The organism is Agromyces solani, assembly GCF_058349925.1.
This window is the reverse complement of the sequence record NZ_JBYRER010000001.1, coordinates 997,222-1,021,263: the sequence shown is the minus strand read 5'-3', so window position 1 is coordinate 1,021,263 and position 24,042 is coordinate 997,222. Positions and strand designations below refer to the sequence as shown.

Below are 24,042 nucleotides of genomic sequence, written 5' to 3'. Positions count from 1 at the left end.
TACCGTTCGTGGAGGCTTACCAAGTGTTGGACGCCCTCGGCGACCCGACCCGGCGGCGCATCGTCGAGCTGCTGGCCACAGCCGGTCCGCTCTCCGTCGGCGAGCTCGCCGGGCGACTGCCCGTGAGCCGCCCGGCCGTGTCGCAGCACCTGCGCGTGCTCGCGGGCAGCGGGCTCGTCAGCCACGAGGCATCCGGCACGCGCAACATCTACCGCCTCGACGACCGCGGCGCGCAGGCGCTGCGCGGCTGGCTCGACGAGTTCTGGTCGGCCGCACTGACCCGCTTCGCCCAGGCGGCGGAGCGCGAATCGAAGGAGTCATCGTGAACGAGACCGTCGACATGAATCAGAAGGGCGTCATGGACGAGACCGACCCGCACGGCGCCGCGATCGTGAAGGCCGTGCACGTGCCGCTCGCACCCGAGCGGGCGTTCGAGCTGTTCACCGCCCGCATCGCCGAGTGGTGGCCGCTCGCGACCCACTCGGCCGGCCACGAGGACGCCGTCGGGCTCGCGATCGACGGCCGCGTCGGCGGCCTCATCGTCGAGACGCAGCGCGACGGCACGACGAGCGTGTGGGGCACGCTCACCCGGTGGGAGCCGCCGCACGAGGTCGCTTTCACGTGGCACCCCTCCCTCGGGCCGGAAGAGGCGACGGACGTGGCCGTCACCTTCGCGGCCGAGGGCGACGGGTGCACGCTCACGCTCGTGCACACGGGGTGGATGAAGCGCCGGGACGGCGACGTGCGCGACCGCTACGTCACCGGATGGGAGTTCGTGCTCGGGAAGTTCGTCGCTGCGACGGCCTGATCGTCGCGAGCGGTGCCGGCCACGAGCTGTGAAACCGGTCAGGCGAGCCGGGCGCGGAAGCAGCGGGTCAGGTACGGCACCTCGAGCTCGCCGCGGCCGTCGAGATCGGGATGCCGCGCCAGGAGCTCCTCGAGCTTCGCGATCGTGTCGCGCTGTTCCTCAGGGCTCGCCGTGATGAAGTAGGAGCGCGAACGCACGAGGTCGAGGAACCGCTCGCGGCTCATGGTCGCCGACCACGCGACCGTGTGCTCCTCGATCGGGCCGAACGGTTCGCCGATGCGCACGTAGGCCTCGAAGCTCGCGCTCGCGTCGTGCCGCTCGTGCATGATCTCGCCCGCCTCGTGCAGCCAGCCGACGCTCGTGTCGCGGCTGTTCCAGACGAGGCCCAGCACGCCGCCGGGGCGCAGCACGCGCGCGATCTCGGGCACGGCACGCTCGGGGATGAACCAGTGCCACGCCTGCCCCACCACGACGGCGTCGACCGCGTCGTCCTCGATCGGGATGTCCTCGGCCGTGCCGAGGATGCGCGGCACCCCGGGCACCGCGATCTCGAGCTCGTCGAGCATCTCCTCGACGGGATCGACCGCGATCACCTCGCGGTCGAGCTCCACGAGCGCCTGGGTCAGCTTGCCGGTGCCCGCCCCGAGGTCGAGCACGCGCACGGCGTCGCCGACGAGCCAGGCGACCGCGTCGGCCGGGTACCCGGGCCTCGCCGCGTGATAGACGGATGCCGCGGAGCCGAACGACCGCGCGGCATGCTCGTTCTCCGGTCCGAGGGGATTCATGGTCCCCATTCCATGCCCGCGGCGAGGCATCCGTCAACCGTCGGCGGGCCGTGCGACGATGCCCGCATGCCCGTGGACTTCACCGCCATCGATTTCGAGACCGCGAACTCCTCGGGCGCCTCGGCCTGTTCGGTCGGGCTCGTGAAGGTGCGCGACGGGCGGGTCGTCGACCGGGCGTACTGGCTGCTGCGGCCGCCGTTCCCGCACGACGAGTTCAACGAGTGGAACATCCGGATCCACGGCATCACGCCCGACATGGTCGCGGATGCCCCGAGCTGGGCGGGTCGTCTCGAGGAGTTCCGCGCGTTCACGGGCGACGACTGGCTCGTCGCGCACAACGCGACGTTCGACATGGGCGTCATCGCGAAGACCTCCGAGGCCTTCGGCCTCGAGACACCGGCGCACCGCTATCTCTGCAGCCTGCAGGTCGCACGCAAGACGTACCACCTCGACTCCTACCGTCTGCCGGTCGCGGCGATGGCAGCGGGCTTCGAGGACTTCTCGCACCACAACGCGCTCGACGACGCCGAGGCGTGCGCGGCGATCATGGCCCACGCCGCCGGGCGGCACGACGCCGCCGACCTCGACGGCCTCGCCCGCCTCGCCGGCGTGCGGGTCGGCGTCCTCGGAGCGCCGCGGCCGGCGCCCGCGCCGGTCGCCCCGTCCGTCGAGTAGGCGGGGGCCGGTCGGTCGAGTACGCGCAGGTCGGTCGAGTACACGCGGGTCGGTCGGTCGAGTAGGCCCGAAGCGCCGTATCGAGACCACGCAGGTCGGTCGAGTAGGCGCGAAGCGCCGTATCGAGACCACGCAGGTCGGTCGAGTAGGCGCGAAGCGCCGTATCGAGACCACCGGCCGACCCCCCCTCGAGACCCCGCTCCCCCGAGCGCCTCACCCCCGATGTCGGCGGCCCCTGCGACACTCGGTGACATGGAGATCCTGCTGCTCATCATCGGCCTCGTCGTCGGCATCGCGCTCGGCGCGCTCGGCGCATGGTTCCTCGCGCAGCGACGTGCCGACGCGGCCCCCGTCGACGCGACGATCGTCGAAGACCCCGCGCTCGTCGCCGCACGGCACGAGCGCGAACTCCTCGAGGTCCGTGCCGCGGGCGACGCCGCACTCTCGCGGGCCGTCGCCGCCGAGCAGCAGACCCAGGCCGAGCTGCGCGCCGACCTCGCCGCCGCGTCGGCCGCGGTCGACGGGCTGCGCGAGCAGCTCGAGCAGCAGCGCCTCCAGCAGCGCGACGCGGCAGAGCAGCAGCGCCTCGACCAGGCCGAGCGCGCCGAGCGCGAGAAGCGCGAGAGCGCGGTGCTGCAGGCGCTCAGCCCCGTACGCGAGACGCTCGCGAACATGCAGCAGAAGGTCTCCGAGCTCGAGCAGCAGCGCAGCGCTCAGTACGGCTCGCTCGCCGAACAGCTGAAGCAGGCCCAGGCCGCCGACGAGCGGCTGCGCGCCACGACCGAGTCGCTCGCGAGCGCCCTCCGCTCCAACAGCACGCGCGGCGTCTGGGGCGAGACGCAGCTGCGCCGCGTGGTCGAGGCCGCCGGCCTGCTCGAGCACGTCGACTTCGGCGTGCAGCACTCCATCTCGACCGACGCCGGCCGCGGCCGGCCCGACATGGTCGTCTACCTGCCCGGCGGCAAGTACATCCCGCTCGACTCGAAGGTGCCACTCGAGCACTACATCGAGGCCTCGTCGATTCCCGAGACGGCGGTCGGCGAAGAGGCGGCGCGGCGCAAGGCGCTCATCGAACGGCACGTCAAGGCGGTGCGCCTGCACATCGACGCCCTATCGAAGAAGACGTACTGGCAGGGCTTCGACGCCTCTCCCGAGTTCGTGATCGCGTTCATCCCGAACGAGTCGCTGCTCTCTGCCGCACTCGAGGCCGACGCGACGCTGCTCAACTACGCGTTCGAGCGCCGGGTCGCCCTCGCGTCGCCCGTCAATCTCTTCGCCGTGCTCAAGACCATCGACTACGCATGGCAGCAGCAGGCCGTCTCCGACGAGGCGAAGAAGCTGTTCGACCTCGGCAACACGCTCTACCAGCGCATCGGCGTGCTCGCCGGCCACGCCGACGGTCTGCGCAAGGCGATCGAGCGCACGGTCGACAGCTACAACAAGTTCGCGAGCTCGCTCGAGTCGCGCGTACTCGTGACGGCGCGCCAGTTCCCGGGCATCAACGAGGCGAAGCTCGAGGCGGTCGCCGAGCCGCATTCGATCCACGAGTCGCCGCGCCGCCTCACCTCGCCCGAGCTCACCGAGGCCGAGGTTGCGACGACCGCGGAGCCGGCCTCGGCCGAGTCCGCCGCCTCCGGTTCCGCCGCCTCCCAGCCGGCCCCCGCCGACTCGATCCGCGGCGACGAGCGCGCGACCGCCGGCACCGCCACCGATCGCGCGGCGGCATCGATCCAGGACGACGCGCTCCTGCCCCTCGACGACGCCTTCGAGGGCGCCGACATCGACCCCGAGGTGCGGTCGGCCTCGAACTGACCCTGACGGCTACGGCTGCAGCACGCTCAGCACGTTGCCGGCAGGGTCGCGGAACCAGCAGATGTCCGGCCCCATTCCGGCGGCACGGCCGTGCGCGATGCCGCGTTCGTCGGGTGCCGAAGTCCTCGTCGCCGCGGTAGATCTTGGTCACTACGCCTGCGGCGTTGAGTTCGTCGACTGCGACGTCGATGTCGGCGACGACGAAGTTCAGCACCGTGAAGCCGGCTGGTTCGTGGTCGGGTTTGCCGTAGACGAAGAGCGTCTGGCCCGACGGAAGGGTGAGTCGAAGCGCACCCATCTCATCGGCGACGCCGAGCCCGATCACGTCGTGGTAGAACGTCCGCGCCGCCTCGATATCGTCGACCGCCAGCCCCGGAAACGCGTCCAGCATCTGCACCATTTGCCACACCCTCGATCCAGGATGCACCCCGAGTATCGGCACCCTGCGCCCGAGCCTCGCACCTCTCGCGGGCGGCGGCAACGCCCTCGACGGAGCCCACGCGTTCGTTCCGGGCGGTGAGCGGAGCCTCGAACTCGGATGCGAGAACGTCCGGGATCTCAGACGGTTGGTCGTGCGACGATCTTGTCGCGCTCACGTCGCCGCGACGAGACTGGGGCGACGCCCGGCAACGCGGCCCGGCGATCCCGACGGGGAGAGCGGTATGGCAACACTCAGAGAACAACTCCTACGGCGCAAGCCCATCATCGTCCAGCATCGGCACCACCCGGGCGAAGAGCTCGCACGACGGATCGGCACGTTCCAGCTCATGATGTTCGGCGTCGGCGCGACGGTCGGCACCGGCATCTTCTTCGTGCTGAGCGAGTCGATCCCGAAGGCCGGTCCGGCGGTGATCATCTCCTTCATCGTCGCCGCGGTCTGCGCCGGACTCTCGGCGCTCTGCTACGCCGAGCTGTCGGCAGCGATCCCGGTCAGCGGATCCACGTACTCGTACACCTACCACGCGCTCGGTGAGATCTGGGCCGTGATCATCGCGGGCTGCGTGCTGCTCGAGTACGGCGTCGCGGTCTCCGCGGTCGCGGTCGGCTGGAGCGGCTACTTCAACGAGCTGCTCCAGAACACCCTGGGCTTCCGGATTCCCGAAGAGCTGTCCGTGTCCTTCGTCCCCGGACCCGACGGCGCGGCGACGGGCGGCATCATCAACCTGCCGGCCGTCGTGCTGGTCGTGCTGTGCATGCTCCTGCTCATCCGCGGCGTCGCCGAGTCGGCGACCGTCAACACGATCATGGTGCTCATCAAGCTCGGCGTGCTGGTGCTCTTCATCGTGCTCGGCTTCACCGCATTCAACACCGATCACTTCGAGAACTTCTTCCAGTTCGGCGCCGCGGGCGTCAGCGCCGCAGCCGGCACGATCTTCTTCTCGTTCATCGGCCTCGACGCCGTCGCGACCGCGGGCGAAGAGGTCCGCAACCCGCAGAAGGCGCTCCCGCGGGCGATCATCGGCGCCCTCGTCATCGTCTCGACGGTCTACATCCTCGTCGCCGTCGCGGGACTGGCCGCCGAGCCGGTCGAGTTCTTCTCGACGGAGGAGGCCGGCGAGGCGGGACTCGCGAAGATCCTCGAGAACATCACGGGCACGCCGATCTGGGGCACCATCCTGGCGGCCGGGGCGGTCATCTCGATCTTCTCCGTCACCCTGGTCACGCTGTACGGCCAGACCCGCATCCTGTTCTCGATCTCTCGCGACGGCTTCGTGCCGCACAAGTTCCAGCGGGTCCACCCGAAGACGCTGAGCCCGGTCTACAACACGATCGTCGTCTCCGTCGTCGTGGCGGTCATCGCGGGCTTCGTACCCTCGGACTACCTGTGGGACACGGTCTCGATCGGCACCCTGATGGCGTTCAGCGTCGTCGCGCTCGCCGTCATCGTGCTCCGTCGCACGCAGCCCGGACTCGAACGCCCGTTCCGCGTGCCGCTCTACCCGGTCGTGCCGATCCTCACGATCGCCGCGTGCGTCTACATCCTGTCGGGGCTCGCCGCGGTGACGTGGGCGATCTTCGGCACCTGGATCGCGATCGTGCTCCTGTACTACTGGTTCTACGGGCGCCGTCACGCGACGCTCAACGACTACACGTCCGACGAGGAGATCGCCGAGCCGATCCACCCCGAGGAGGAGATATGACGCTCCTGGTGGGCTACGGCCCGCACAACAACGATCGGAGTGCGGTCGAACTCGCCTGCCAACTGGCGGCGAGCCGTCCCGAGCCGGTGGTGGCCGTCTCGGTCGTCCCGAAGGGCTGGGGTACTCCCGTCCCGGGCGGAGTGGATCGCGAGTACGAGATCTGGGCCGCTGAGGAGGGCCGAGCGAGCGCGGACGCCGCGATGGAGGACTTCGGGCGGCATCCCGGCGTCGACGCGTCGGCCGTCTGGGTCACCGGGCGATCCGTTCCGCAGGTGCTCCTCGAGGAGGCGCTCGAACGTGACGCCTGGATGCTCGTCGTCGGCTCGGCCGCCGACGCCGAGCCGGGCCTCGTTCGGCTGAGCTCCAAGACCGACCGGCTCCTGCACTCCTCGACGCTGCCCGTTGCGATCGCACCCCGCGGCTATCGCGCCTCCGGCGCGGTCCGGCGGATCACGGTCGGCTTCCGAGACGACGACGCGAGCTGGACGCTGCTGGGCCGCGTGGCCGAGATCTGCCGGCTCATCGGGGCGAAGCTGCGCATCGTCACCTTCCTCGTCGAACCGCCGAGGCGACCCGTCACGACCACGGTGAGCCACGCCCAGACCCAGGTGCTCGACCTGTGGACGGCCCAGGTGACTGCGGCGCAGCAGGAGGCAGCGGTCCACCTCGAGTCGCTCGGCTTCTCGGCCGACGAACTCTCGTTCGGCATCACGGCCGAGAGCGACTGGCGAACCGCGGTGTCGGCCGTCGGCTGGTCCGACGGCGACCTGCTCGTGGTCGGGTCGTCGTCGACGCACCGGCTCGCGCAGGTGTTCCTCGGCTCGAGCGCCTCGAGGATCCTGCGCAACTCACCCGTGCCGGTCGTGGTGGTTCCCGGGTCCGTCACCGAGTAGCACGACGGAGCCGCGAACGCGCGTGACGTGGCGGCTCAGGCCTCGTCGAGCCACTTCGAGGCGAGGTGCTCCGCCTGGACCCGGCGCAGCGTGCCCGACTTCGAGCGCAGCACGACCGACTCGGTGACGATGTAGTCACCCTCGCGCTTGACGCCGGCGACGAGCGCACCGTCGGTGACGCCGGTCGCGACGAAGAACGTGTTGTCGCCTCGCACCATGTCGTCGATCTCGAGCACGGCATCGACGTCGAGCCCGGCCGCGATGCCGCGCTCGCGCTCGGCGTCGTCCTTCGGGGCGAGGCGGCCCTGCATGAAACCGCCGAGCGCCTTCACCGCGCACGCCGTCGTGATGCCCTCGGGGCTGCCGCCGATGCCGACGCACATGTCGATGCGGCTGCCGCTGCGCGCCGCGTTGATGCCGCCTGCGACGTCCCCGTCGAGGATGAGGCGGGTACCGGCGCCGGCGGCGCGGATGTCCGCGATGAGCTGCTCGTGGCGCGGGCGGTCGAGCACGGCGACGAGGATGTCGCCGACGTCCTTGCCGAGGGCGGCGGCGAGCGCGCGGATGTTGTCGCCGATCGGCTTGCGGATGTCGACGACGCCGTGGCCGGCCGGGCCGGTGACGATCTTGTCCATGTAGAAGACGCTCGAGGCGTCGAGCATCGTGCCCCGGTCGGACACCGCGAGCACCGACAGCGCGTGCGAGCGACCGGCGGCGGTCAGCGAGGTGCCGTCGATCGGGTCGACGGCGATGTCGCAGGCGGGGCCGTTGCCCGAGCCCACTCGCTCGCCGTTGAAGAGCATCGGGGCTTCGTCCTTCTCGCCCTCGCCGATGACGATGACGCCGTCGAAGTCGACGGTCGAGAGGAAGGCGCGCATCGCGTCGACGGCCGCGCCGTCCGCGGCGTTCTTGTCGCCCTTGCCGATCCACGGCTCAGCCCGGATCGCCGCCGCCTCGGTCGCCCGCACGAGCTCGAGCGCGAGGTTGCGATCGGGGTGGAACAGGCTGCCTTCGTTGCTCATGAGCGGGGTCCTCCAGGACGCGTCTGCGCCGCGGTCGTGCCCCGGCGCGCCGATCGGCGGTGATCCCGCCGCTTCGAGCCTAACCAGCCGCTCGCGCGATTCCACGAAGTTCGACGCCGCGTGACCGGCAAGTTCGTCGATTCTTAACGGTCGAGCAAGTCGAGTCGCGCGACGGCCGGTTCCGAGGCCGTCCAGTGATGCACCCGCGTTCCGCCGTACGACGTGCGGACGCCCGGCAGCGGCACGCCCACCTCGCAGTCGGTCACCGCCGCGACGAGCAGGTCGACCTCGTCCGGCGACGCCGCGCAGAGCGCGTCGAGATCCAGGATGTCGTCGATGGCGCGCGCACCGCCGAGGTGGCCGAGCACGCGCTCCCGCTCGGGCGCCGACTGCGGCGCGAACCGGGCGAGCATCGATCCGCCGAGCACCCGCGCTCCGGCCGCGACGATGACCCCCTCCGGCGCCCCGCCCACGCCGACCACCGCGTCGAGCCCGGAGATGCCCCGCCGTTCGCCGTCGGCACGGGCGGCCTCGGCTCCGCCGTGCAGCGCACGGATGCTCCGTTCGACGTCGCCGTGCTCGAACCGTTCGACGCGACCGCCCGCCGCCTCGACCGCCTCGACGTACGGCCGGTTGCGCGGCCGGTCCTGCACCGCGACGACCACCTCGTCGCGCGCGACGCCGCGGATCGCGGCAGCGCGGGCCACGAGCGTCGCCAGCTCGGCGAGGATGCCTCCCGCCGAGGCATCCTCGACGCCGATGCCCGGCACCCACGTGACGAGCTTCTCGAGGTAGTGCGCGGGGCCGAGGTCGAAGAAGCCGCCGCGCGGGGCGACCGCCATGACCGCCATCGCACCGGGGCGGTCGGCCGCGGCGAGCCGGGTGCCGTCGACCGGGTCGACCGCGAGGTCGATCGCCGGGTCGCCCTCGCGCGCACGACCGAACCGCTCGCCGAGGTGGAGCATGGGCGCCTCGTCCTTCTCGCCCTCGCCGACGACGACCCGTCCGTCGAACGGCACGTCGGCGAGCGCGGCGCGCATCGCGGCGACGGCGGCGGCGTCGACCGCGTGGCCGTCGCCGGAGCCGACGTACGGAAGGCAGGCCGCGGCGGCGGCGACCACCGCGGGCCGGAGCGGGTCGGCAAGGGCATCGACATCCTGCGAAACGATCACGCCCTTCATCCTGCCGTGGCGCGACACCACAGCTGAGCCTTGCTCGCGAGTCGTTAGACTCGTGCCGAACCCACCGCTGTCGTCATCGAAGGAGCACCATGCCCATCGCAACCCCCGAGCAGTACGCCGAGATGCTGGACACCGCGAAGGCGAAGGGCTTCGCGTTCCCCGCATTCAACGTCTCGAGCTCGCAGACCCTCAATGCAGTGCTGCAGGGTCTCACCGAGGCGGGTTCCGACGGCATCATCCAGGTGACGACGGGCGGCGCCGACTACTTCGCGGGCCACACCGTGAAGGCTCGCGCGACCGGCGCCCTCGCGTTCGCCCGCTTCGCCCACGAGGTCGCGAAGTCGTACCCGATCACCGTGGCCCTCCACACCGACCACTGCCCGAAGCCGGCCCTCGCCGACTTCGTGTTCCCGCTCATCGAGGCCTCCGAGGAGGAGGTCAAGGCGGGCCGCAACCCGATCTTCCAGTCGCACATGTGGGACGGCTCGGCCGTGCCGCTCACCGAGAACCTCGACATCGCGAAGGAGATCCTGCCCCGCATGAAGGCGATCAACGCGATCCTCGAGGTCGAGATCGGCGTCGTCGGCGGCGAGGAGGACGGCGTCAAGCACGAGGGCTCGAACGAGGCGCTCTACACGACCCTCGACGACGCGATCTCGACGGTCGAGGCGCTCGGCCTCGGCGAGCAGGGCCGCTACATGGCCGCCCTCACCTTCGGCAACGTGCACGGCGTCTACGCCCCCGGCAACGTCAAGCTCCGCCCCGCCCTCCTCAAGGAGATCCAGGACGGCCTCGCCGCGAAGTACGGCACGGGCGAGAAGCCGCTCGACCTCGTCTTCCACGGCGGCTCGGGCTCGACCGACGCCGAGATCGCCGAGGCGGTCGCGAACGGCGTCGTGAAGATGAACATCGACACCGACACGCAGTACGCGTTCACCCGCTCGATCGCGGGCTACATGTTCCAGAACTACGACGGCGTGCTGAAGGTCGACGGCTCGGTCGGCAACAAGAAGCAGTACGACCCGCGCGCGTGGGGCAAGATCGCCGAGTCGGCGATGGCCGTCCGCGTCGGCGAGTCGACCCGCCAGCTCGGGTCGGCCGGCCAGTCGATCACCGCGTAAGGCACCGGATGACTCGCGACGAGGCCGCTCGAACGCCCGACGACGCCCGGCACGACGCCGATGCTGCCCCGCAGCGACAGGCGCAGCCCCCGGCGTCGCCCGACGAGCGGCCCCGTCCGCGGTACGGCGAGTACGCACCCGAGGGCTGGACCTGGACGCCGCCGGCGAACGACCCGTATTCGGGCCGCTCGGCCGAGCCGGCCGACGCGGAGGGACCTGCCGCATCGGGCGCCGCAGGTGCCCCGGTGCCCACGTACGCCCCGCACGCCGCCGCTCGCCCGGCCGACCGCGCCTGGACGATCGCGCTGCTCGTGTTCGGCGCGATGGGCGCCGTCTACAACGCGATCTCGCTCATCGGCCTGCCGACGAACCTGCTCCGGTCGCTGCAGCTCACCGCCTCGATGTTCGGCACGACGCCGCCGGCCGAGTTCAACCCCGGCCCGGCGGTGCCCGTGGTGATCGCGGTCGGCGTGATCGCGCAGTTCGCCCTCTGGGCGGGTGCGGCGCTCTGGTCGCGCGCGCGAATGCGGGCGGGCACGAGCTCGTGGTGGATTCCGCTGCTCGCCGGCGTCGCCGCCTTCATCGTCGTGATGATCGTGACGTACCTCGTCGCGTTCAGCGATCCGGCGATCGTCGAGTTCATGCTGACGGCGCCGACGACGGGGCCCTGACGACGGTGCATCGTGCGCGAAGCGGGGCCGGGCGATTCGCCCGGCCCCGCTTCGCGTCTCGGCGGACGACCGGTCAGGCCGCCGCACCGCCCTCCGCCTCGTCCGTGTCGACGGGGGCCGCGAACTGCGCCTCGTAGAGCCGCGCGTACGCGCCGCCGGCCGCGAGCAGGCCGGCGTGCGTGCCCTGCTCGACGATGCGCCCGGCTTCCATCACGAGGATGAGGTCGGCGTCGCGGATCGTCGAGAGCCGGTGCGCGATCACGAACGACGTGCGGTCGGCCCGCAGCGCGTTCATCGCGTGCTGCAGCAGCAGCTCGGTGCGGGTGTCGACCGAGCTCGTCGCCTCGTCGAGGATGAGCACCGCCGGCTGCGCGAGGAACGCCCGCGCGATCGTCACGAGCTGACGCTCGCCCGCCGAGAGGTTCGACGCCTCGTCGTCGAGCACCGTGTCGTACCCCTCGGGCAGGGTGCGCACGAACCGGTCGACGTAGGTCGCGCGGGCCGCCTCGAGGATCTCCTCCTCCGAGGCATCCGGCCGCCCGTAGGCGATGTTCTCGCGGATGGTGCCCGAGAACAGCCACGTGTCCTGCAGCACCATGCCCATCCGCCCGCGCAGCTCGTCGCGCGTCATCCTCGTGATGTCGACCCCGTCGAGCGTGATTCGCCCGGCGTCGAGCTCGTAGAACCGCATGATGAGGTTCACGAGCGTCGTCTTGCCGGCGCCGGTGGGGCCGACGATCGCGATCGACTGGCCCGGCTCGGCGTTGAGCGAGAGGTGCTCGATGAGCGGCTTCTCGGGGTCGTAGCTGAACGACACGTCATCGAACACCAGACGACCGGATGCCTCGCCGGGGGCGGTCTCGGGCGCCTCGGGGTCGGCGGGGTCGGCGACCTGCTCCTCGGCGTCGAGCAGCTCGAACACGCGCTCGGCGCTCGCGACGCCCGACTGCAGCAGGTTCGCCATCGAGCCGAGCTGGCTGAGCGGCTGGGTGAACTGGCGCGAATACTGGATGAACGCCTGCACGTCGCCGAGCGAGATCGTGCCGCCGGCGACCATGAGCCCGCCGACGACGGCGATCGCGACGTAGACGAGGTTGCCGACGAACATCATCGCGGGCATGATGATGCCGCTCACGAACTGGGCGCCGAAGCTCGCCTGGTAGAGCTCCTCGTTCTTCTCGTCGAACGACTGCTCGACCTCGCGTCGGCGGCCGAAGACGCGCACGAGGGCGTGGCCCGAGTAGGCCTCCTCGATGCGGGCGTTGAGCGTGCCGGTGTGCGTCCACTGGGCGATGAAGTGCTTCTGCGACCGCTTCGCGATGACCGTCGTGATGAGGAGCGTGAGCGGGATCGTGATGAGCGCGATGGCCGCGAGCAACGGGGAGATGACGAACATCATCACGAGCACGCCGACGACCGTGAGCAGCGACGTGAGCAGCTGGCTCATGGTCTGCTGCAGGGTCTGCGAGATGTTGTCGATGTCGTTCGTGACGCGCGACAGCAGCTCGCCGCGCTGCATCTTGTCGAAGTACGACAGCGGCAGGCGGTGGATCTTCTCCTCGACCTCGCGGCGCAGCCGGTACACGGTGCGCTGGGTCACGCCGTTCAGCACGTAGGCCTGCGCCCAGCCGAACAGCGACGCGAGCACGTAGAGCAGCAGCACCCACCCGAGCACCGCGGCGAGCGCGGCGAAGTCGATGCCCTGCCCCGGCACGATGTTCTGCATCGAGGCGATCATGTCGGCCTGCTGCGTGTCGCCCGAGGCGCGCAGCTGGTCGACGACCTGCTGCTGGGTCACGCCCGACGGCATCTGCAACGAGACGAATCCCTCGAAGATGATGTTCGTCGCCTGGCCGAGGATCTTCGGGCCGAGCACGCTGAAGACGACGCTCACGATGCCGAGCAGGATCACGAACACGACGAGCGCGCGCTCGGGCTCGAGCCTCCCGATGAGGCGCTTCGCGCTCGGGCCGAAGTTCATCGACTTCTCGGCGGGCATGCCCATGCCGCCCATCGGGCCGCCGCCCATCGGCCCGCGTCGCACGGGCGGCCGCGGCGTGGCGGCCGGCGTCGCCTCGGTGGTGGTCCTCTGCTCGCTCACGCGGCCGCCTCCTCTGCGCTCAGCTGGCTCTCGACGATCTCGGCGTACGCCTCCGAGGTCTCGAGCAGTTCTTCATGGGTGCCGCGCGCCCTGATCCGGCCGTCCTCGACGACGAGGATCCGGTCGGCTCCGGTGATCGTCGCGACGCGCTGCGCGACGACGATCATCGTGGCGTCGCCGACGTTGCGCTCGAGCGCCGCGCGCAGCCGCTGGTCGGTCGCCGTGTCGAGCGCCGAGAACGAGTCGTCGAAGAGGTAGATCGGCGGTCGCTTCACGAGCGCCCGCGCGATCGAGAGGCGCTGGCGCTGCCCGCCCGACACGTTCGTGCCGCCCTGTGCGATCGGCGCGGCGAGCCCGTCCGGCATGGCCTCGACGAAGTCGCGGCCCTGGGCGGTCTCGAGGGCGGCCCACAGCTCGTCGTCCGAGGCATCCGGATCGCCGTATCTGAGGTTCGAGCCGACGGTGCCGGCGAACAGGTACGGCTTCTGAGGCACCAGGCCGAACTGGGCGTTGAGCACGTCGGGATCGAGCTCGCGCACGTCGACGCCGCCGACGCGCACGCTACCGCTCGTCGTATCGAAGAGGCGGGCGGCGAGGTTCACGATGGTCGTCTTGCCGACACCGGTCGACCCGATGATCGCGGTCACCTCCCCCGGTCGGGCCGTGAAGCTGAGGTCGTGCAGCACGGGCTCCTCCGCGCCGGGGTACGCGAAGGTCACGTTGCGGAACTCGACGGTGCCCGGCTCGGTCAGCCGGTCGACCGGCCGCGCCGGGTCGTGCACGGTCGACTCGGTCTCGAGCACCTCGCCGATGCGGCCGGCCGAGACGACCGCGCGCGGCAGCAGGAACGCGATCATCGTCGCCATCATGACGGCCATGAGGATCTGGATGAGATAGCTGAGGAACGCGGTGAGCGAGCCGACCTGCATCGAGCCGTCCTCGACGCGGAAGGCGCCGAACCACAGCACCGCGATGCTCGAGAGGTTGAGCACGAGCATCACGATCGGGAAGACGAGCGCGAACAGGCGGCCGGCCTTGAGCGCCGTGTCGGTGAGCGCGTCGTTCGCGTCGTCGAACCGCTCGGACTCGACGCCCTCGCGCACGAACGCCCGGATGACCCGGATGCCGGTGAGCTGCTCGCGCAGCACCCGGTTGACGCCGTCGATCTTGCGCTGCATCGACTGGAACAGCGGCACCATGCGGCTGATGATGAGCCCGACCGAGATGAGCAGCACGGGCACGGCGACGACCATGATCCACGAGAGTGCCAGGTCCTCCTTGAGCGCCATGATCACACCGCCGATCGCGAGGATCGGCGCCGAGACGAGGATCGTGCAGCTCATGAGCACGAGCATCTGCACCTGCTGCACGTCGTTGGTGGAGCGCGTGATGAGGCTCGGCGCGCCGAAACGCGACACCTCCTGCTCGCTGAAGTCGGCGACGCGGCGGAACACGGAGCGGCGCACGTCACGACCGAGCCCCATCGCGGTCTTGGCGCCGAAGTAGACGGCGGTGATCGAGGCCGCGACCTGCACGAGCGTGATGCCGAGCATCACGGCCCCGGTCGAGAGGATGAAGCCCGTGTCGCCCGTGGCGACGCCGTCGTCGATGATGTCGGCATTGAGGCTCGGCAGGTACAGCGAGGCGATGGACTGCACGAGCTGGAAGAAGATGACGGCGACGACGAGCCAGCGGTACGGGCGCAGGTACGTTCGCAGCAGTTTCAGGAGCATGGTTCGGTTCCCCTCGGGGCGGTGGGCGGGGTGGCGGTCGTGGGCGCGGCGGTGGTCGTGGGCGCGGCGGCATGGGCGGTGGGTGGGCCGGATGGCTCGACGCCGTCGCCTCTTCGGCCGACGATGCCGTGCACGATGAGGTCGGCGAGCCGGTCGGAGTCGAGGCCGGTCGTCTGGGCGAACTGCGGCATCGCCGACGAGAACGCGACGATTCGCACGAAGGCGAACACGTCGCCCGGCGGCACGCGGAGTCGCTCGAGCTCGGGGGCGAGCAATCGCTCGAAGATGCCGACGATCGCACCGGGGTCGATCGACGCGGGGGGCCGCGGCCTCGCACCGAGCGCGGCGAAGACGCCGAAGATGCCGCTGAACCGGTCTTGGAAGCGGTCGATGACGAGCCGCATCTTGAGGTCGAGCGGCAGGCTCGGATCGATGCGGCGCAGTGCCTCGCGGAACGGCTCGGGATCGAGGAACACCTCGACGGCGGCGTCGATGATCGCCTCCTTGCTGTCGAAGACCCGGAACAGCGTCCCCTCGGCGACGCCGGCCGCCTCGGCGATCTGACGGGTGGTCACGTCGCGCCCGAACTGCGAGAGCAGGGGCACCGTCGCAGCGGCGATCGCCGCCCGGCGGTCCTCGACGGACATCGGCTTGGCGCGGCCCTGCCGGGGCGGCACGCCGGGAGTGGGGTTCGTGGTGGGCGTCACGGTGGCCATGAGCGCGAGCGTAGCACTGAGTGAGCGCTCACTCATATAATGTTCGCCGAGGGCGAGCATTCCGAACCCCTCCCCTGCGCTACCGTGGCGACGTGCCGAGCCGCGACCTCCCCACCGCCCGCATCGCCCGCATGGCCTCGCGGGTATCCACGGTCGAACTGCTCTTCGACCTCGTCTTCGTCTTCACGATCAGCCGCGTGGCCGAGATCGTCATCCATCACCCCGACGCGACGGGCATCGCACAGGCCGCGCTCGTCCTCGGCCTCGTCTGGTGGATGTACGACGCCTTCGCGTGGCTCACGAACCAGGCCGCGCCCGACACGGCGTTCGTGCGCATCGCGCTGATCGGCGCGATGGCCGCCTTCCTCGTGATGTCCCTCGCGATCCCCGAGGCGTTCGGTGCGACCGGGGTGCTCTTCGGTGCGAGCTACATCGTCGTCGCGATCATCCATGCCGGCCTGTTCATCCACCGCGGCGGCCGCCCGGCGGCGCAGCGCATGCTCGTCGTCGGACCGTCGAACGTGCTCGTCGGTGTGCTCCTCGTCTGCTCGGGCTTCGTCGAGGGCCCGCTCGACTGGGTGCTCTTCGCCGTGCCGTTCCTGCTCTTCTTCGTCTCGGCGGCGCTGAGCGCGCGCGGCGGCTTCGACCCCGGCGCGACGCACTTCGTCGAGCGCCACGGACTCCTCATGATCATCGCGTTCGGCGAGTCGATCGTCTCGGTGGGCGTCGGTGCGACCGGCCACGAGATCGAACCCGCGCTCATCGTCGGGGCCGTGCTCGCGGTCGGGCTCGTCGCCGCGCTCTGGTGGTGCTACTTCACGGGTGACGACGAGCGCGCCGAGCGGGCGATCGCCGGGGCCCCGGTCGAGGCGCGCACGCGCATCGCCCTCGTCGCCTACTACCTCGAGCACCTCGCGATGATCTTCGGCCTCGTGCTGCTCGCAGCGGGCCTGCACGAGGTGCTCGGGCATGCGTTCGCCCCGGTCGAGACATCCGGCGCCTGGCTCGTCGCCGCCGGCACCGCGCTCTACCTCGTCGCCGACGCGACCTACCGGCGCACGCTCGCGCTCGGCCCGATCGCCTGGCGGCTCGCGGCCGCGGCGGCCTCCCTCGTCACGGTGCCGCTCGGGACGGCGCTGTCGGGCGCGGTGCAGCTCGCGGCGGTCACCGCGATCGTCGCCGCCGCGCTCGTGCTGGAGTCCGCGTCGGCGGGGCGCCGGACACGGCTCGCCGAGGCGGCCGCCTGATCGTCAGCACCCCGGGTCGGCGGCGCCGTCGTCAGGCGTCGGCCGGGCGGTTGCGACCCCCGAGCGCGCGCGCGTCGCGGTTGCCCTGGAGGTCCTTGCGGAGCTCCTTCGGCAGCGAGAACATGAGGTCCTCCTCGGCCGTCTTCACCTCGGCGACATCGGCGTACCCGGCATCGGCGAGCTCGAGCAGCACCTCCTTCACGAGCCCCTCGGGGACCGAGGCACCGCTCGTGACGCCCACCGAGGCGACGCCGTCGAGCCACTCCTGGCGGATCTCGCTCGAGTAGTCGACCCGGTACGCGGCCTTCGCGCCGTTCTCGAGCGCGACCTCGACGAGCCGCACGCTGTTCGAGGAGTTCGCCGACCCCACGACGATCACGAGCTCGGCCTCCTGGGCGACCTTCTTGATCGCGACCTGGCGGTTCTGCGTGGCGTAGCAGATGTCGTCGCTCGGCGGGTCCTGCAGGTTCGGGAACCGCTCGCGCAGGCGGCGGACCGTCTCCATCGTCTCGTCGACCGAGAGCGTCGTCTGCGAGAGCCACACGACCTTGTCCGGGTCGCGCACCTCGATGTTCGGAACGTCGTCGGGGCTGTTCACGAGCGTGACGTGGTCGGGGGCCTCGCCCGCCGTGCCCTCGACCTCTTCGTGGCCCTCGTGGCCGATCAGCAGGATCTCGAAGTCGTCGCGCGCGAAGCGCACCGCTTCGCGGTGGACCTTGGTGACGAGCGGGCACGTCGCGTCGATCGCATGCAGCCCGCGGTCGGACGCCGCGTTCACGACCGCCGGCGAGACGCCGTGCGCGCTGAAGACGATGTGGGCGCCCTCGGGCACCTCGTCGACCTCGTCGACGAAGATCGCGCCCTGCTTCTCGAGCTCGGTCACGACGTGGATGTTGTGCACGATCTGCTTGCGCACGTACACCGGCGCCCCGTAGTGCTCGAGGGCCTTCTCGACGGCGATGACGGCGCGGTCGACGCCCGCGCAGTACCCGCGCGGGGCAGCCAGCAGCACCCGCTTGGCGCCGTCGACCGGGTTATCCTTGAGCCGGCCTCGCACGCTCGGGATTCTGGGCATGCCGAGGTCGATCCGCGGTGCATCAGTCAAGCTCGTCACGATGCCAATCCTACGCGGCGCAACCTGGGCGGGCGGTCGGTCGGGAGGCCATGGTGACGGATGCTCCGGCGACACGTGAAGCGCCCTGGCCGGTGGCCCTCCTCTCGACCAAGATCAAGCAGTACATCGACCGTCTCGGCACCGTCTGGGTCGAGGGCGAGCTCACCCAGTGGGGCGTGTCCGGCGGCAACGTCTACGGCAAGCTGAAGGACCTCGACGCCGACGCCACGGTCTCGTTCCAGATCTGGTCGTCGGTCAAGGCCCGCCTCGGCGAGGAGTTCAAGCAGGGCGACCGCGTCGTCGCCCTCGTGAAGCCGAACTGGTGGGTCAAGGGCGGCTCGCTGTCGATGCAGGTCTTCGAGATGAAGCACGTCGGACTCGGCGACCTGCTCGAACGGCTCGAGCGGCTGCGCGCCCAGCTGGCCGCCGAAGGACTCTTCGATCTCGATCGCAAGCGCCGGCTGCCGTTCCTTCCGGGCGTCGTCGGGCTCGTCACCGGTCGAGACAGCGATGCCGAGAAGGATGTGCTGCGCAACGCCCGGCTGCGCTGGCCGGCCGTCGAGTTCCGGGGCGCGTACGCCGCCGTCCAGGGCGATCGGACCGCGAGCGAGGTCGTCGCCGCGATCCGCCGGCTCGACGCCGACCCCGAGGTCGAGGTCATCATCGTCGCGCGCGGCGGCGGCGACTTCCAGAACCTCCTGGGGTTCAGCGACGAGCGCGTCGTGCGCGCCGCCGCCGAGGCGACCACCCCGATCGTGAGCGCGATCGGCCACGAGGCCGACCGACCGCTCCTCGACGAGGTGGCCGACCTGCGCGCCTCGACGCCGACCGACGCGGCCAAGCGCGTCGTGCCCGACGTCGGCGAGGAGCTGTTGCGGGTCGAGCAGGCCCGCGCACGCATCGCGATGCGGCTCCGCACGCTCATCGCTCATGAGATCGACCGCATCGGGCACCTCCGCACGCGCCCCGCACTCGCGGACACCTCGTGGATCATCGACCGCCGCGCCGAGGACCTGACCCGCTGGGTCGCCCGCGGCGCCGAGCTCGTCGAACGCTCGATCGAACGGCAGGCGCACCGCGTCGGCGAGCTCCGCGGCCACCTCCGCGCGCTCTCGCCGCAGGCGACGCTCGATCGCGGCTATGCGATCGTGCAGGGGTCCGACGGGCACGTCGTGACCTCGCCGGCCGCCGCCCCCGCGGGCGCTGCGCTCACCGTGACGCTGGCCGCCGGCGCGATCGCCGCGCGCTCGGAGGGCGAGGTGCCGTCGGGCGTCCGCACCGGCACTGCGGCGGCGAACGAGGCCGTCGGCGCCGCCGAATAGAATGGGAGCCATGCCCTCCACCTCCGATGTCGCCGAGCTGAGCTACGAGCAGGCGCGCGACGAGCTCGTGCGCGTCGTCGGCGAACTCGAGCAGGGCTCGGCGACCCTCGAGCAGTCGCTCGCGCTGTGGGAGCGCGGGGAGGCGCTCGCCGCCCGCTGCGAGGAGTGGCTCATCGGCGCGAAGGCCCGGCTCGACGCGGCCCGCGCCGGCGCCGCGGCATCCACCGCCGGCCGTGACGCGACCGACGTCGAAGGCGACGAACGCTGATGGCCGCACGCGCACCACGGGTCGTCGCCGAACTCGGCCGCCCGGAGACGCCCGAGGAGACCGCGGCCCGCAAGGCCGACGCCTCGCTCAAGCACCGGCAGCGGCAGACCCTCAAGAACCTCGTGCTCGCGCTCGGCGCGAGCCTCGCGATCGTCGTCGTCATCGTGCTGATGGTGCCGCGCAGCGACACCCCGATCGATCGCGACATCGACGTCACCTCCGTCGCCGAGCAGGTGCAGGCCGTGCGCGACGAGCCGATCGCCGTGCCCGACCTGCCCGAGGGCTGGCGCGCCAACGCCGCCGAGCTCCGCACCGACAAGACCGACGGCATCACCGCGTGGTACGCCGGGTACCTCACCCCGAGCAACGAGTACCTCGGCATGTACCAGGGCTTCGACGCCAACCCGACGTGGGTCGCGAACCAGCTCGCCCGCACCCTCGCGACGGGCACCGTGAACATCGACGGCGTCGACTGGACGATCTACGACAACCGCGAGACCGACGACGACGTCGGCAACGCGCGGTACGCGTTGACCACCGAGTCGGGCGGCAGCACCTTCGTGCTGCTCGGCACGGCCACACCCGAAGAGTTCGCCGCCTTCGCGACGGCGATCACGCCGACGATCGAGGCGCAGGACTGACCACGAGGAGCCATGTGACCGAGCAGCCGAACGACGAGCCCAACGCCCGCCCCGACACCCCGGCCGCCACGTGGCGTGAGCTCCGGCGGGGCAACGAACGCTTCATCGCCGGAAAGCCCGAGCACCCGCGTCAGGACATCGACCGCCGCACCTCGCTCGCGCACGCGCAGCGTCCGATCGTCGCGATCTTCGGCTGCAGCGACTCGCGGCTCTCGGCCGAGATCATCTTCGACGTCGGCCTCGGCGACGCGTTCGTCGTGCGCAACGCCGGCCAGGTCGTGACCCCGTCGGCGCTCGGCTCGATCGAGTACGCGGTCGGAATCCTCGACGTGCCCGTCGTCATCGTGCTGGCGCACGACGAGTGCGGTGCGGTGCGGGCGGCGATCGACTCGCAGGCGGCCGACGCCGCGCCGCTGCCCCCGCACATCGCCGGGCTCGTCGAGAAGATCGTGCCCGCGGTGACCAAGGTCGCGGGCGAGGCTCCGGTCGAGCCGAGCCACGTCGACGCCGGCTTCGTCGGTCGAGAGCACCTGCGCAACACCGTCACCGAGCTCGTCGAGAGCTCCGAGATGATCAGCGACGCGGTCGCAGCGGGTACGCTGGCTATCGTCGGCGCGAACTACCGCCTGTTCGAAGGTCGCGTCGAGACCGACATCGTCATCGGTCGCATCTGACGCCGCCGCGAGCGGCATCCGCCGAGCCGGCAGCAGGCCGCCGACGCGGCATCGCAGCCGGCGAGTCCGGCATCGCAGAACCGAAGGGGAAACACACCGTGGTGGACAACGCCGCCGACTACCGCATCGAACACGACACGATGGGCGAGGTGCGGGTTCCCGCGCGGGCCCTGTACCGGGCGCAGACGCAGCGCGCGGTCGAGAACTTCCCGATCTCGGGGTCGGGTCTCGAGCCCCAGCAGGTCCAGGCGCTCGCCCGCATCAAGAAGGCCGCGGCGCAGGCCAACGCCCGTCTCGGCGTGCTCGACCAGGGCATCGCCGATGCGATCGTGGCCGCCGCCGACGAGGTCATCGCGGGGCAGCACGGCTTCGTCGAGCATTTCCCGGTCGACGTGTACCAGACCGGCTCGGGCACGAGCTCGAACATGAACATGAACGAGGTGCTCGCGACGATCGCGACCTCGAAGCTCGGCAGCGCGGTGCACCCGAACGACCACGTCAACGCGTCGCAGTCGTCGAACGACGTCTTCCCGACCTCGGTGCACATCGCCGTGACGGCCGCGCTCATCGACGACCTCATCCCCGCGCTCGACCACCTCGCCGTCGCCCTCGAGGCGAAGGCCGAGCTGTGGTCCGGCGTCGTGAAGGCCGGCCGCACCCACTTGATGGACGCGACGCCCGTCACCCTCGGCCAGGAGTTCGGCGGCTACGCCCGCCAGGTGCGCCTCGGCATCGAGCGCGTGCGTTCGGCACTCCCCCGGGTCGCCGAGGTCCCCCTCGGCGGCACGGCGGTCGGCACCGGCATCAACACCCCGGCCGGCTTCCCGCAGCTCGTCATCGAGCTGCTCCAGGCCGAGACCGAGCTGCCGATCACCGAGGCGGCCGACCACTTCGAGGCGCAGGCGAACCGGGACGGCCTCGTCGACGCGTCGAGCGCGCTGCGCACGATCGCCGTGAGCCTCACGAAGATCGCGAACGACCTCCGCTGGATGGGCTCGGGCCCGAACACGGGTCTCGGCGAGCTGCACATCCCCGACCTGCAGCCCGGCTCGTCGATCATGCCCGGCAAGGTCAACCCGGTCGTGCCCGAGGCCGTGCTCATGGTGTGCGCGCGGGTCATCGGCAACGATGCGACCATCGCGTGGGGCGGTGCGTCGGGCGCATTCGAGCTCAACGTGCAGATCCCCGTCATGGGCACCGCCCTGCTCGAGTCGATCCGCCTGCTCGCCAACTCGGTGCGCGTGCTCGCCGACAAGACGATCGACGGCCTCGAGGCGAACGTCGAGCGTGCGACCGCCCTCGCCGGCATGTCGCCCTCGATCGTGACGCCGCTCAACAAGCTCATCGGCTACGAGGCCGCGGCGAAGATCGCGAAGCACTCGGTCGCCAAGGGCATCACCGTGCGCGAGGCCGTGATCGACCTCGGCTACGTCGAGCGCGGCGACCTGACCGAGGCGCAGCTCGACTCCGCCCTCGACCTGCTCTCGATGACGCGTCCGCCGCAGGCGAAGTAAGGTCCGTCACCCGGATGCCTCGTGCCGAGTCTCGGCACGAGGCATCCGTCGTCTCAGGGAACGAGGGTGAACCGCCGCTCGCGTACGCCCTACGCCAGCTCCGCCCCGTCGAGCAGCTCCGAGACGAGGGCCGCGATCGCCGAGCGCTCGCTGCGCGTGAGCGTGATGTGCGCGAACAGCGGGTGGTCCTTGAGCGTCTCGATGACGCTCGCGATGCCGTCGTGCCGGCCGACCCGCAGGTTGTCGCGCTGGGCCACGTCGTGGGTGAGCACGACTCGCGAGTTCTGCCCGATGCGGCTCAGCACCGTGAGCAGCACGTTGCGCTCGAGCGACTGGGCCTCGTCGACGATCACGAACGCGTCGTGCAGCGACCGGCCGCGGATGTGGGTGAGCGGCAGCACCTCCAGGATGCCCCGGTCGACGACCTCGTCGAGCACGTTGTCGGAGACGACCGAGCCGAGCGTGTCGAACACCGCCTGCCCCCACGGGTTCATCTTCTCGCCCTGGTCGCCCGGCAGGTACCCGAGCTCCTGCCCGCCGACCGCGTAGAGCGGCCGGAAGACCATGATCTTCTTGTGCTGCTGGCGCTCGAGCACCATCTCGAGCCCGGCGCACAGTGCGAGCGCCGACTTGCCGGTACCCGCGCGACCGCCGAGCGAGAGGATGCCGATCTCCGGGTCGAGCAGCAGGTCGATCGCGAGCCGCTGCTCCGCCGAGCGCCCGTGCAGGCCGAAGACCTCGCGGTCGCCGCGCACCAGCTTCACCTCGCCGTCGCCGACGACGCGGCCGAGCGCCGAGCCCCGATCGGAGTGGATGACGAGCCCCGTGTTGACGGGCAGCCCCTCGACCTCGCTCGTGATCATCGACTCGTGCTCGTAGAGCTTCGCCATGTCGTTCGAGCCGAGCGAGAGTTCGGCCATGCCCGTCCAGCCCGAGTCGAGCGCGAGCTCGTGCCGGTACTCCTGCGCGTCGAGGCCGATCGAGGCGGCCTTCACGCGCAGCGGCAGGTCCTTCGAGACGACCGTCACGGGCACGCCGTCCTGCTGCAGGTTGGCCGCGCACGCGAGGATGCGGGAGTCGTTGTCGCCGAGTTGCAGGGCGCTCGGGAGGACCTTCGGGCTCGAGTGGTTCAGCTCGACCCGGAGCGACCCGCCGTCGCCCACCGGGATCGGGAAGTCGAGTCGCTCGTGCGCGACGCGCAACTCGTCGAGGATGCGCAGCGCCTGCCGCGCGAAGTACCCGATCTCGGGGTCGTTCCGCTTCGCCTCGAGCTCGGTGATCACGACGACCGGCAGCACCACCGCGTGCTCGGCGAAGTTGAAGAGCGCGCGCGGATCGCTGAGCAGCACGGACGTGTCGAGCACGTACGTGCGCTCCGCCTGCGCGAGGTCCTCGTGCGTGCCCTCCGCGGCGCGCTCCCCCGCGCGCGCGTCCTGGCGACCGACCGAATCAGGAGTAACCGATGACGTCACAACCGCTCCCGCCCCGAGCATTCCTGCCCGGTTCACGTTCCGGCCGCCGATCCCTCCCGTAGTCGGTTTCGAGGCCGACCCGAACGGGCGATCTGCCCGTTGAGCCGAACCTACGTCCGCCGCACGCGAAC

At 70.9% G+C, this 24,042-nt stretch carries 22 protein-coding genes and 1 pseudogene; 14 read left to right on the top strand and 9 right to left on the bottom strand.

The features are described 5' to 3' along the window. Nucleotides 1–23 precede the first annotated feature (23 nt). Both AC3RJ7_RS04770 and AC3RJ7_RS04765 read left to right on the top strand, forming a co-directional pair. Nucleotides 24–326, top strand: a complete 303-nt coding sequence (locus AC3RJ7_RS04770) for an ArsR/SmtB family transcription factor (protein WP_491454672.1) — start codon at nucleotides 24–26, stop codon at nucleotides 324–326. Next, nucleotides 323–808, top strand: coding sequence for an SRPBCC domain-containing protein (locus AC3RJ7_RS04765; RefSeq protein WP_491454671.1), 486 nt, complete (start codon nucleotides 323–325; stop codon nucleotides 806–808). Before AC3RJ7_RS04770 ends, AC3RJ7_RS04765 begins: the two co-directional genes overlap by 4 nt. A gap of 38 nt (nucleotides 809–846) precedes the next feature. Here the strand turns inward: AC3RJ7_RS04765 and AC3RJ7_RS04760 are convergent, their stop codons facing one another. Beyond that, complete coding sequence (locus AC3RJ7_RS04760) at nucleotides 847–1,593, bottom strand: class I SAM-dependent methyltransferase (RefSeq protein WP_491454670.1); 747 nt, start codon at nucleotides 1,591–1,593, stop codon at nucleotides 847–849. A gap of 66 nt (nucleotides 1,594–1,659) precedes the next feature. Between AC3RJ7_RS04760 and AC3RJ7_RS04755 the strand changes: the two genes are divergently transcribed. Both AC3RJ7_RS04755 and AC3RJ7_RS04750 read left to right on the top strand, forming a co-directional pair. Beyond that, a complete protein-coding gene (locus tag AC3RJ7_RS04755) occupies nucleotides 1,660–2,268 on the top strand; it encodes a 3'-5' exonuclease (RefSeq protein WP_491454669.1) in 609 nt (202 codons plus the stop codon). A gap of 252 nt (nucleotides 2,269–2,520) precedes the next feature. Further along, nucleotides 2,521–4,080: a DNA recombination protein RmuC gene (locus tag AC3RJ7_RS04750; protein ID WP_491454668.1), complete on the top strand. Its 1,560-nt coding sequence runs from the start codon at nucleotides 2,521–2,523 to the stop codon at nucleotides 4,078–4,080. A 9-nt stretch (nucleotides 4,081–4,089) separates the two neighbouring features. On the opposite strand, the pseudogene AC3RJ7_RS04745 reads toward AC3RJ7_RS04750, so the two are convergent. Further along, nucleotides 4,090–4,480 (bottom strand): annotated as a pseudogene (locus AC3RJ7_RS04745) (VOC family protein). Between the two features lie 262 nt (nucleotides 4,481–4,742). Between AC3RJ7_RS04745 and AC3RJ7_RS04740 the strand changes: the two are divergent. After that, a complete protein-coding gene (locus AC3RJ7_RS04740; protein ID WP_491454667.1) occupies nucleotides 4,743–6,221 on the top strand; it encodes an amino acid permease in 1,479 nt (492 codons plus the stop codon). Further along, nucleotides 6,218–7,114, top strand: a complete 897-nt coding sequence (locus tag AC3RJ7_RS04735; protein WP_491454666.1) for a universal stress protein — start codon at nucleotides 6,218–6,220, stop codon at nucleotides 7,112–7,114. Before AC3RJ7_RS04740 ends, AC3RJ7_RS04735 begins: the two co-directional genes overlap by 4 nt. 35 nt (nucleotides 7,115–7,149) lie before the next feature. On the opposite strand, the gene glpX is transcribed toward AC3RJ7_RS04735, so the two are convergent. Continuing rightward, nucleotides 7,150–8,136 (bottom strand): class II fructose-bisphosphatase, encoded by a 987-nt coding sequence (glpX, locus tag AC3RJ7_RS04730; protein WP_491454665.1) that lies wholly within the window; start codon nucleotides 8,134–8,136, stop codon nucleotides 7,150–7,152. A gap of 143 nt (nucleotides 8,137–8,279) precedes the next feature. Further along, the gene (locus AC3RJ7_RS04725; RefSeq protein ID WP_491454664.1) at nucleotides 8,280–9,308 is read right to left on the bottom strand and encodes a fructose-bisphosphatase class II; all 1,029 of its coding nucleotides are present in this window, start codon (nucleotides 9,306–9,308) and stop codon (nucleotides 8,280–8,282) included. A 98-nt stretch (nucleotides 9,309–9,406) separates the two neighbouring features. Between AC3RJ7_RS04725 and fbaA the strand changes: the two genes are divergently transcribed. Both fbaA and AC3RJ7_RS04715 read left to right on the top strand, forming a co-directional pair. Beyond that, the gene (fbaA, locus tag AC3RJ7_RS04720) at nucleotides 9,407–10,438 is read left to right on the top strand and encodes a class II fructose-bisphosphate aldolase (protein ID WP_491454663.1); all 1,032 of its coding nucleotides are present in this window, start codon (nucleotides 9,407–9,409) and stop codon (nucleotides 10,436–10,438) included. A gap of 8 nt (nucleotides 10,439–10,446) precedes the next feature. Then, on the top strand, nucleotides 10,447–11,109 hold the full coding sequence (locus AC3RJ7_RS04715) for a DUF6264 family protein (protein WP_491454662.1): 663 nt from the start codon (nucleotides 10,447–10,449) through the stop codon (nucleotides 11,107–11,109). A gap of 73 nt (nucleotides 11,110–11,182) precedes the next feature. Here AC3RJ7_RS04715 and AC3RJ7_RS04710 read toward each other — a convergent pair whose 3' ends face one another. From AC3RJ7_RS04710 to AC3RJ7_RS04700, 3 genes are all read right to left on the bottom strand, one after another. Beyond that, the gene (locus AC3RJ7_RS04710; RefSeq protein ID WP_491455229.1) at nucleotides 11,183–13,138 is read right to left on the bottom strand and encodes an ABC transporter ATP-binding protein; all 1,956 of its coding nucleotides are present in this window, start codon (nucleotides 13,136–13,138) and stop codon (nucleotides 11,183–11,185) included. Nucleotides 13,139–13,206: 68 nt separating this feature from the next. Continuing rightward, a complete protein-coding gene (locus AC3RJ7_RS04705; protein WP_491454661.1) occupies nucleotides 13,207–14,943 on the bottom strand; it encodes an ABC transporter ATP-binding protein in 1,737 nt (578 codons plus the stop codon). Then, nucleotides 14,934–15,659: a TetR/AcrR family transcriptional regulator gene (locus tag AC3RJ7_RS04700; RefSeq protein WP_491454660.1), complete on the bottom strand. Its 726-nt coding sequence runs from the start codon at nucleotides 15,657–15,659 to the stop codon at nucleotides 14,934–14,936. The genes AC3RJ7_RS04705 and AC3RJ7_RS04700 overlap by 10 nt, the downstream gene beginning before the upstream one ends. A 92-nt stretch (nucleotides 15,660–15,751) precedes the next feature. On the opposite strand from AC3RJ7_RS04700, the gene AC3RJ7_RS04695 reads away from it, so the two are divergent. Beyond that, nucleotides 15,752–16,906 carry a low temperature requirement protein A gene (locus AC3RJ7_RS04695; protein WP_491454659.1) on the top strand — a complete coding sequence of 385 codons (1,155 nt, stop codon included), beginning with the start codon at nucleotides 15,752–15,754 and terminating at the stop codon, nucleotides 16,904–16,906. 31 nt (nucleotides 16,907–16,937) lie between these two features. Here the strand turns inward: AC3RJ7_RS04695 and AC3RJ7_RS04690 are convergent, their stop codons facing one another. Beyond that, nucleotides 16,938–17,981, bottom strand: coding sequence for a 4-hydroxy-3-methylbut-2-enyl diphosphate reductase (locus AC3RJ7_RS04690; protein ID WP_491455228.1), 1,044 nt, complete (start codon nucleotides 17,979–17,981; stop codon nucleotides 16,938–16,940). An 89-nt stretch (nucleotides 17,982–18,070) separates the two neighbouring features. Here AC3RJ7_RS04690 and xseA point away from each other — a divergent pair, with 89 nt between their 5' ends. The 5 genes from xseA to AC3RJ7_RS04665 all read left to right on the top strand — a co-directional run bounded on the left by xseA (nucleotide 18,071) and on the right by AC3RJ7_RS04665 (nucleotide 22,439). Beyond that, the gene (xseA, locus tag AC3RJ7_RS04685; RefSeq protein WP_491454658.1) at nucleotides 18,071–19,342 is read left to right on the top strand and encodes an exodeoxyribonuclease VII large subunit; all 1,272 of its coding nucleotides are present in this window, start codon (nucleotides 18,071–18,073) and stop codon (nucleotides 19,340–19,342) included. Nucleotides 19,343–19,352: 10 nt separating this feature from the next. After that, nucleotides 19,353–19,610 (top strand): exodeoxyribonuclease VII small subunit, encoded by a 258-nt coding sequence (locus AC3RJ7_RS04680; RefSeq protein ID WP_491454657.1) that lies wholly within the window; start codon nucleotides 19,353–19,355, stop codon nucleotides 19,608–19,610. After that, nucleotides 19,610–20,251 (top strand): DUF4245 domain-containing protein, encoded by a 642-nt coding sequence (locus AC3RJ7_RS04675; protein ID WP_491454656.1) that lies wholly within the window; start codon nucleotides 19,610–19,612, stop codon nucleotides 20,249–20,251. Before AC3RJ7_RS04680 ends, AC3RJ7_RS04675 begins: the two co-directional genes overlap by 1 nt. 14 nt (nucleotides 20,252–20,265) lie before the next feature. After that, nucleotides 20,266–20,925, top strand: a complete 660-nt coding sequence (locus AC3RJ7_RS04670; protein WP_491454655.1) for a carbonic anhydrase — start codon at nucleotides 20,266–20,268, stop codon at nucleotides 20,923–20,925. Between the two features lie 98 nt (nucleotides 20,926–21,023). Further along, on the top strand, nucleotides 21,024–22,439 hold the full coding sequence (locus AC3RJ7_RS04665) for a class II fumarate hydratase (protein WP_491454654.1): 1,416 nt from the start codon (nucleotides 21,024–21,026) through the stop codon (nucleotides 22,437–22,439). 89 nt (nucleotides 22,440–22,528) lie between these two features. On the opposite strand, the gene phoH2 is transcribed toward AC3RJ7_RS04665, so the two are convergent. Beyond that, nucleotides 22,529–23,932 carry an RNA 5'-3' helicase PhoH2 gene (phoH2, locus tag AC3RJ7_RS04660; protein ID WP_491455227.1) on the bottom strand — a complete coding sequence of 468 codons (1,404 nt, stop codon included), beginning with the start codon at nucleotides 23,930–23,932 and terminating at the stop codon, nucleotides 22,529–22,531. Nucleotides 23,933–24,042 lie beyond the last annotated feature (110 nt).

Excerpts from the sequence above, each read along its gene's own strand:
- AC3RJ7_RS04760 (WP_491454670.1), bottom strand. The coding sequence starts at position 1,593 with ATGAATCCCCTCGGACCGGAGAACGAGCATGCCGCGCGGTCGTTCGGC.
- AC3RJ7_RS04755 (WP_491454669.1), top strand. The coding sequence starts at position 1,660 with ATGCCCGTGGACTTCACCGCCATCGATTTCGAGACCGCGAACTCCTCG.
- AC3RJ7_RS04750 (WP_491454668.1), top strand. The coding sequence starts at position 2,521 with ATGGAGATCCTGCTGCTCATCATCGGCCTCGTCGTCGGCATCGCGCTC.
- AC3RJ7_RS04740 (WP_491454667.1), top strand. The coding sequence starts at position 4,743 with ATGGCAACACTCAGAGAACAACTCCTACGGCGCAAGCCCATCATCGTC.
- AC3RJ7_RS04735 (WP_491454666.1), top strand. The coding sequence starts at position 6,218 with ATGACGCTCCTGGTGGGCTACGGCCCGCACAACAACGATCGGAGTGCG.
- glpX (WP_491454665.1), bottom strand. The coding sequence starts at position 8,136 with ATGAGCAACGAAGGCAGCCTGTTCCACCCCGATCGCAACCTCGCGCTC.
- fbaA (WP_491454663.1), top strand. The coding sequence starts at position 9,407 with ATGCCCATCGCAACCCCCGAGCAGTACGCCGAGATGCTGGACACCGCG.
- AC3RJ7_RS04715 (WP_491454662.1), top strand. The coding sequence starts at position 10,447 with ATGACTCGCGACGAGGCCGCTCGAACGCCCGACGACGCCCGGCACGAC.
- AC3RJ7_RS04710 (WP_491455229.1), bottom strand. The coding sequence starts at position 13,138 with ATGGGCGGCGGCCCGATGGGCGGCATGGGCATGCCCGCCGAGAAGTCG.
- AC3RJ7_RS04705 (WP_491454661.1), bottom strand. The coding sequence starts at position 14,943 with ATGCTCCTGAAACTGCTGCGAACGTACCTGCGCCCGTACCGCTGGCTC.
- AC3RJ7_RS04700 (WP_491454660.1), bottom strand. The coding sequence starts at position 15,659 with ATGGCCACCGTGACGCCCACCACGAACCCCACTCCCGGCGTGCCGCCC.
- AC3RJ7_RS04690 (WP_491455228.1), bottom strand. The coding sequence starts at position 17,981 with ATGCCCAGAATCCCGAGCGTGCGAGGCCGGCTCAAGGATAACCCGGTC.
- xseA (WP_491454658.1), top strand. The coding sequence starts at position 18,071 with ATGGTGACGGATGCTCCGGCGACACGTGAAGCGCCCTGGCCGGTGGCC.
- AC3RJ7_RS04680 (WP_491454657.1), top strand. The coding sequence starts at position 19,353 with ATGCCCTCCACCTCCGATGTCGCCGAGCTGAGCTACGAGCAGGCGCGC.
- AC3RJ7_RS04675 (WP_491454656.1), top strand. The coding sequence starts at position 19,610 with ATGGCCGCACGCGCACCACGGGTCGTCGCCGAACTCGGCCGCCCGGAG.
- phoH2 (WP_491455227.1), bottom strand. The coding sequence starts at position 23,932 with ATGCTCGGGGCGGGAGCGGTTGTGACGTCATCGGTTACTCCTGATTCG.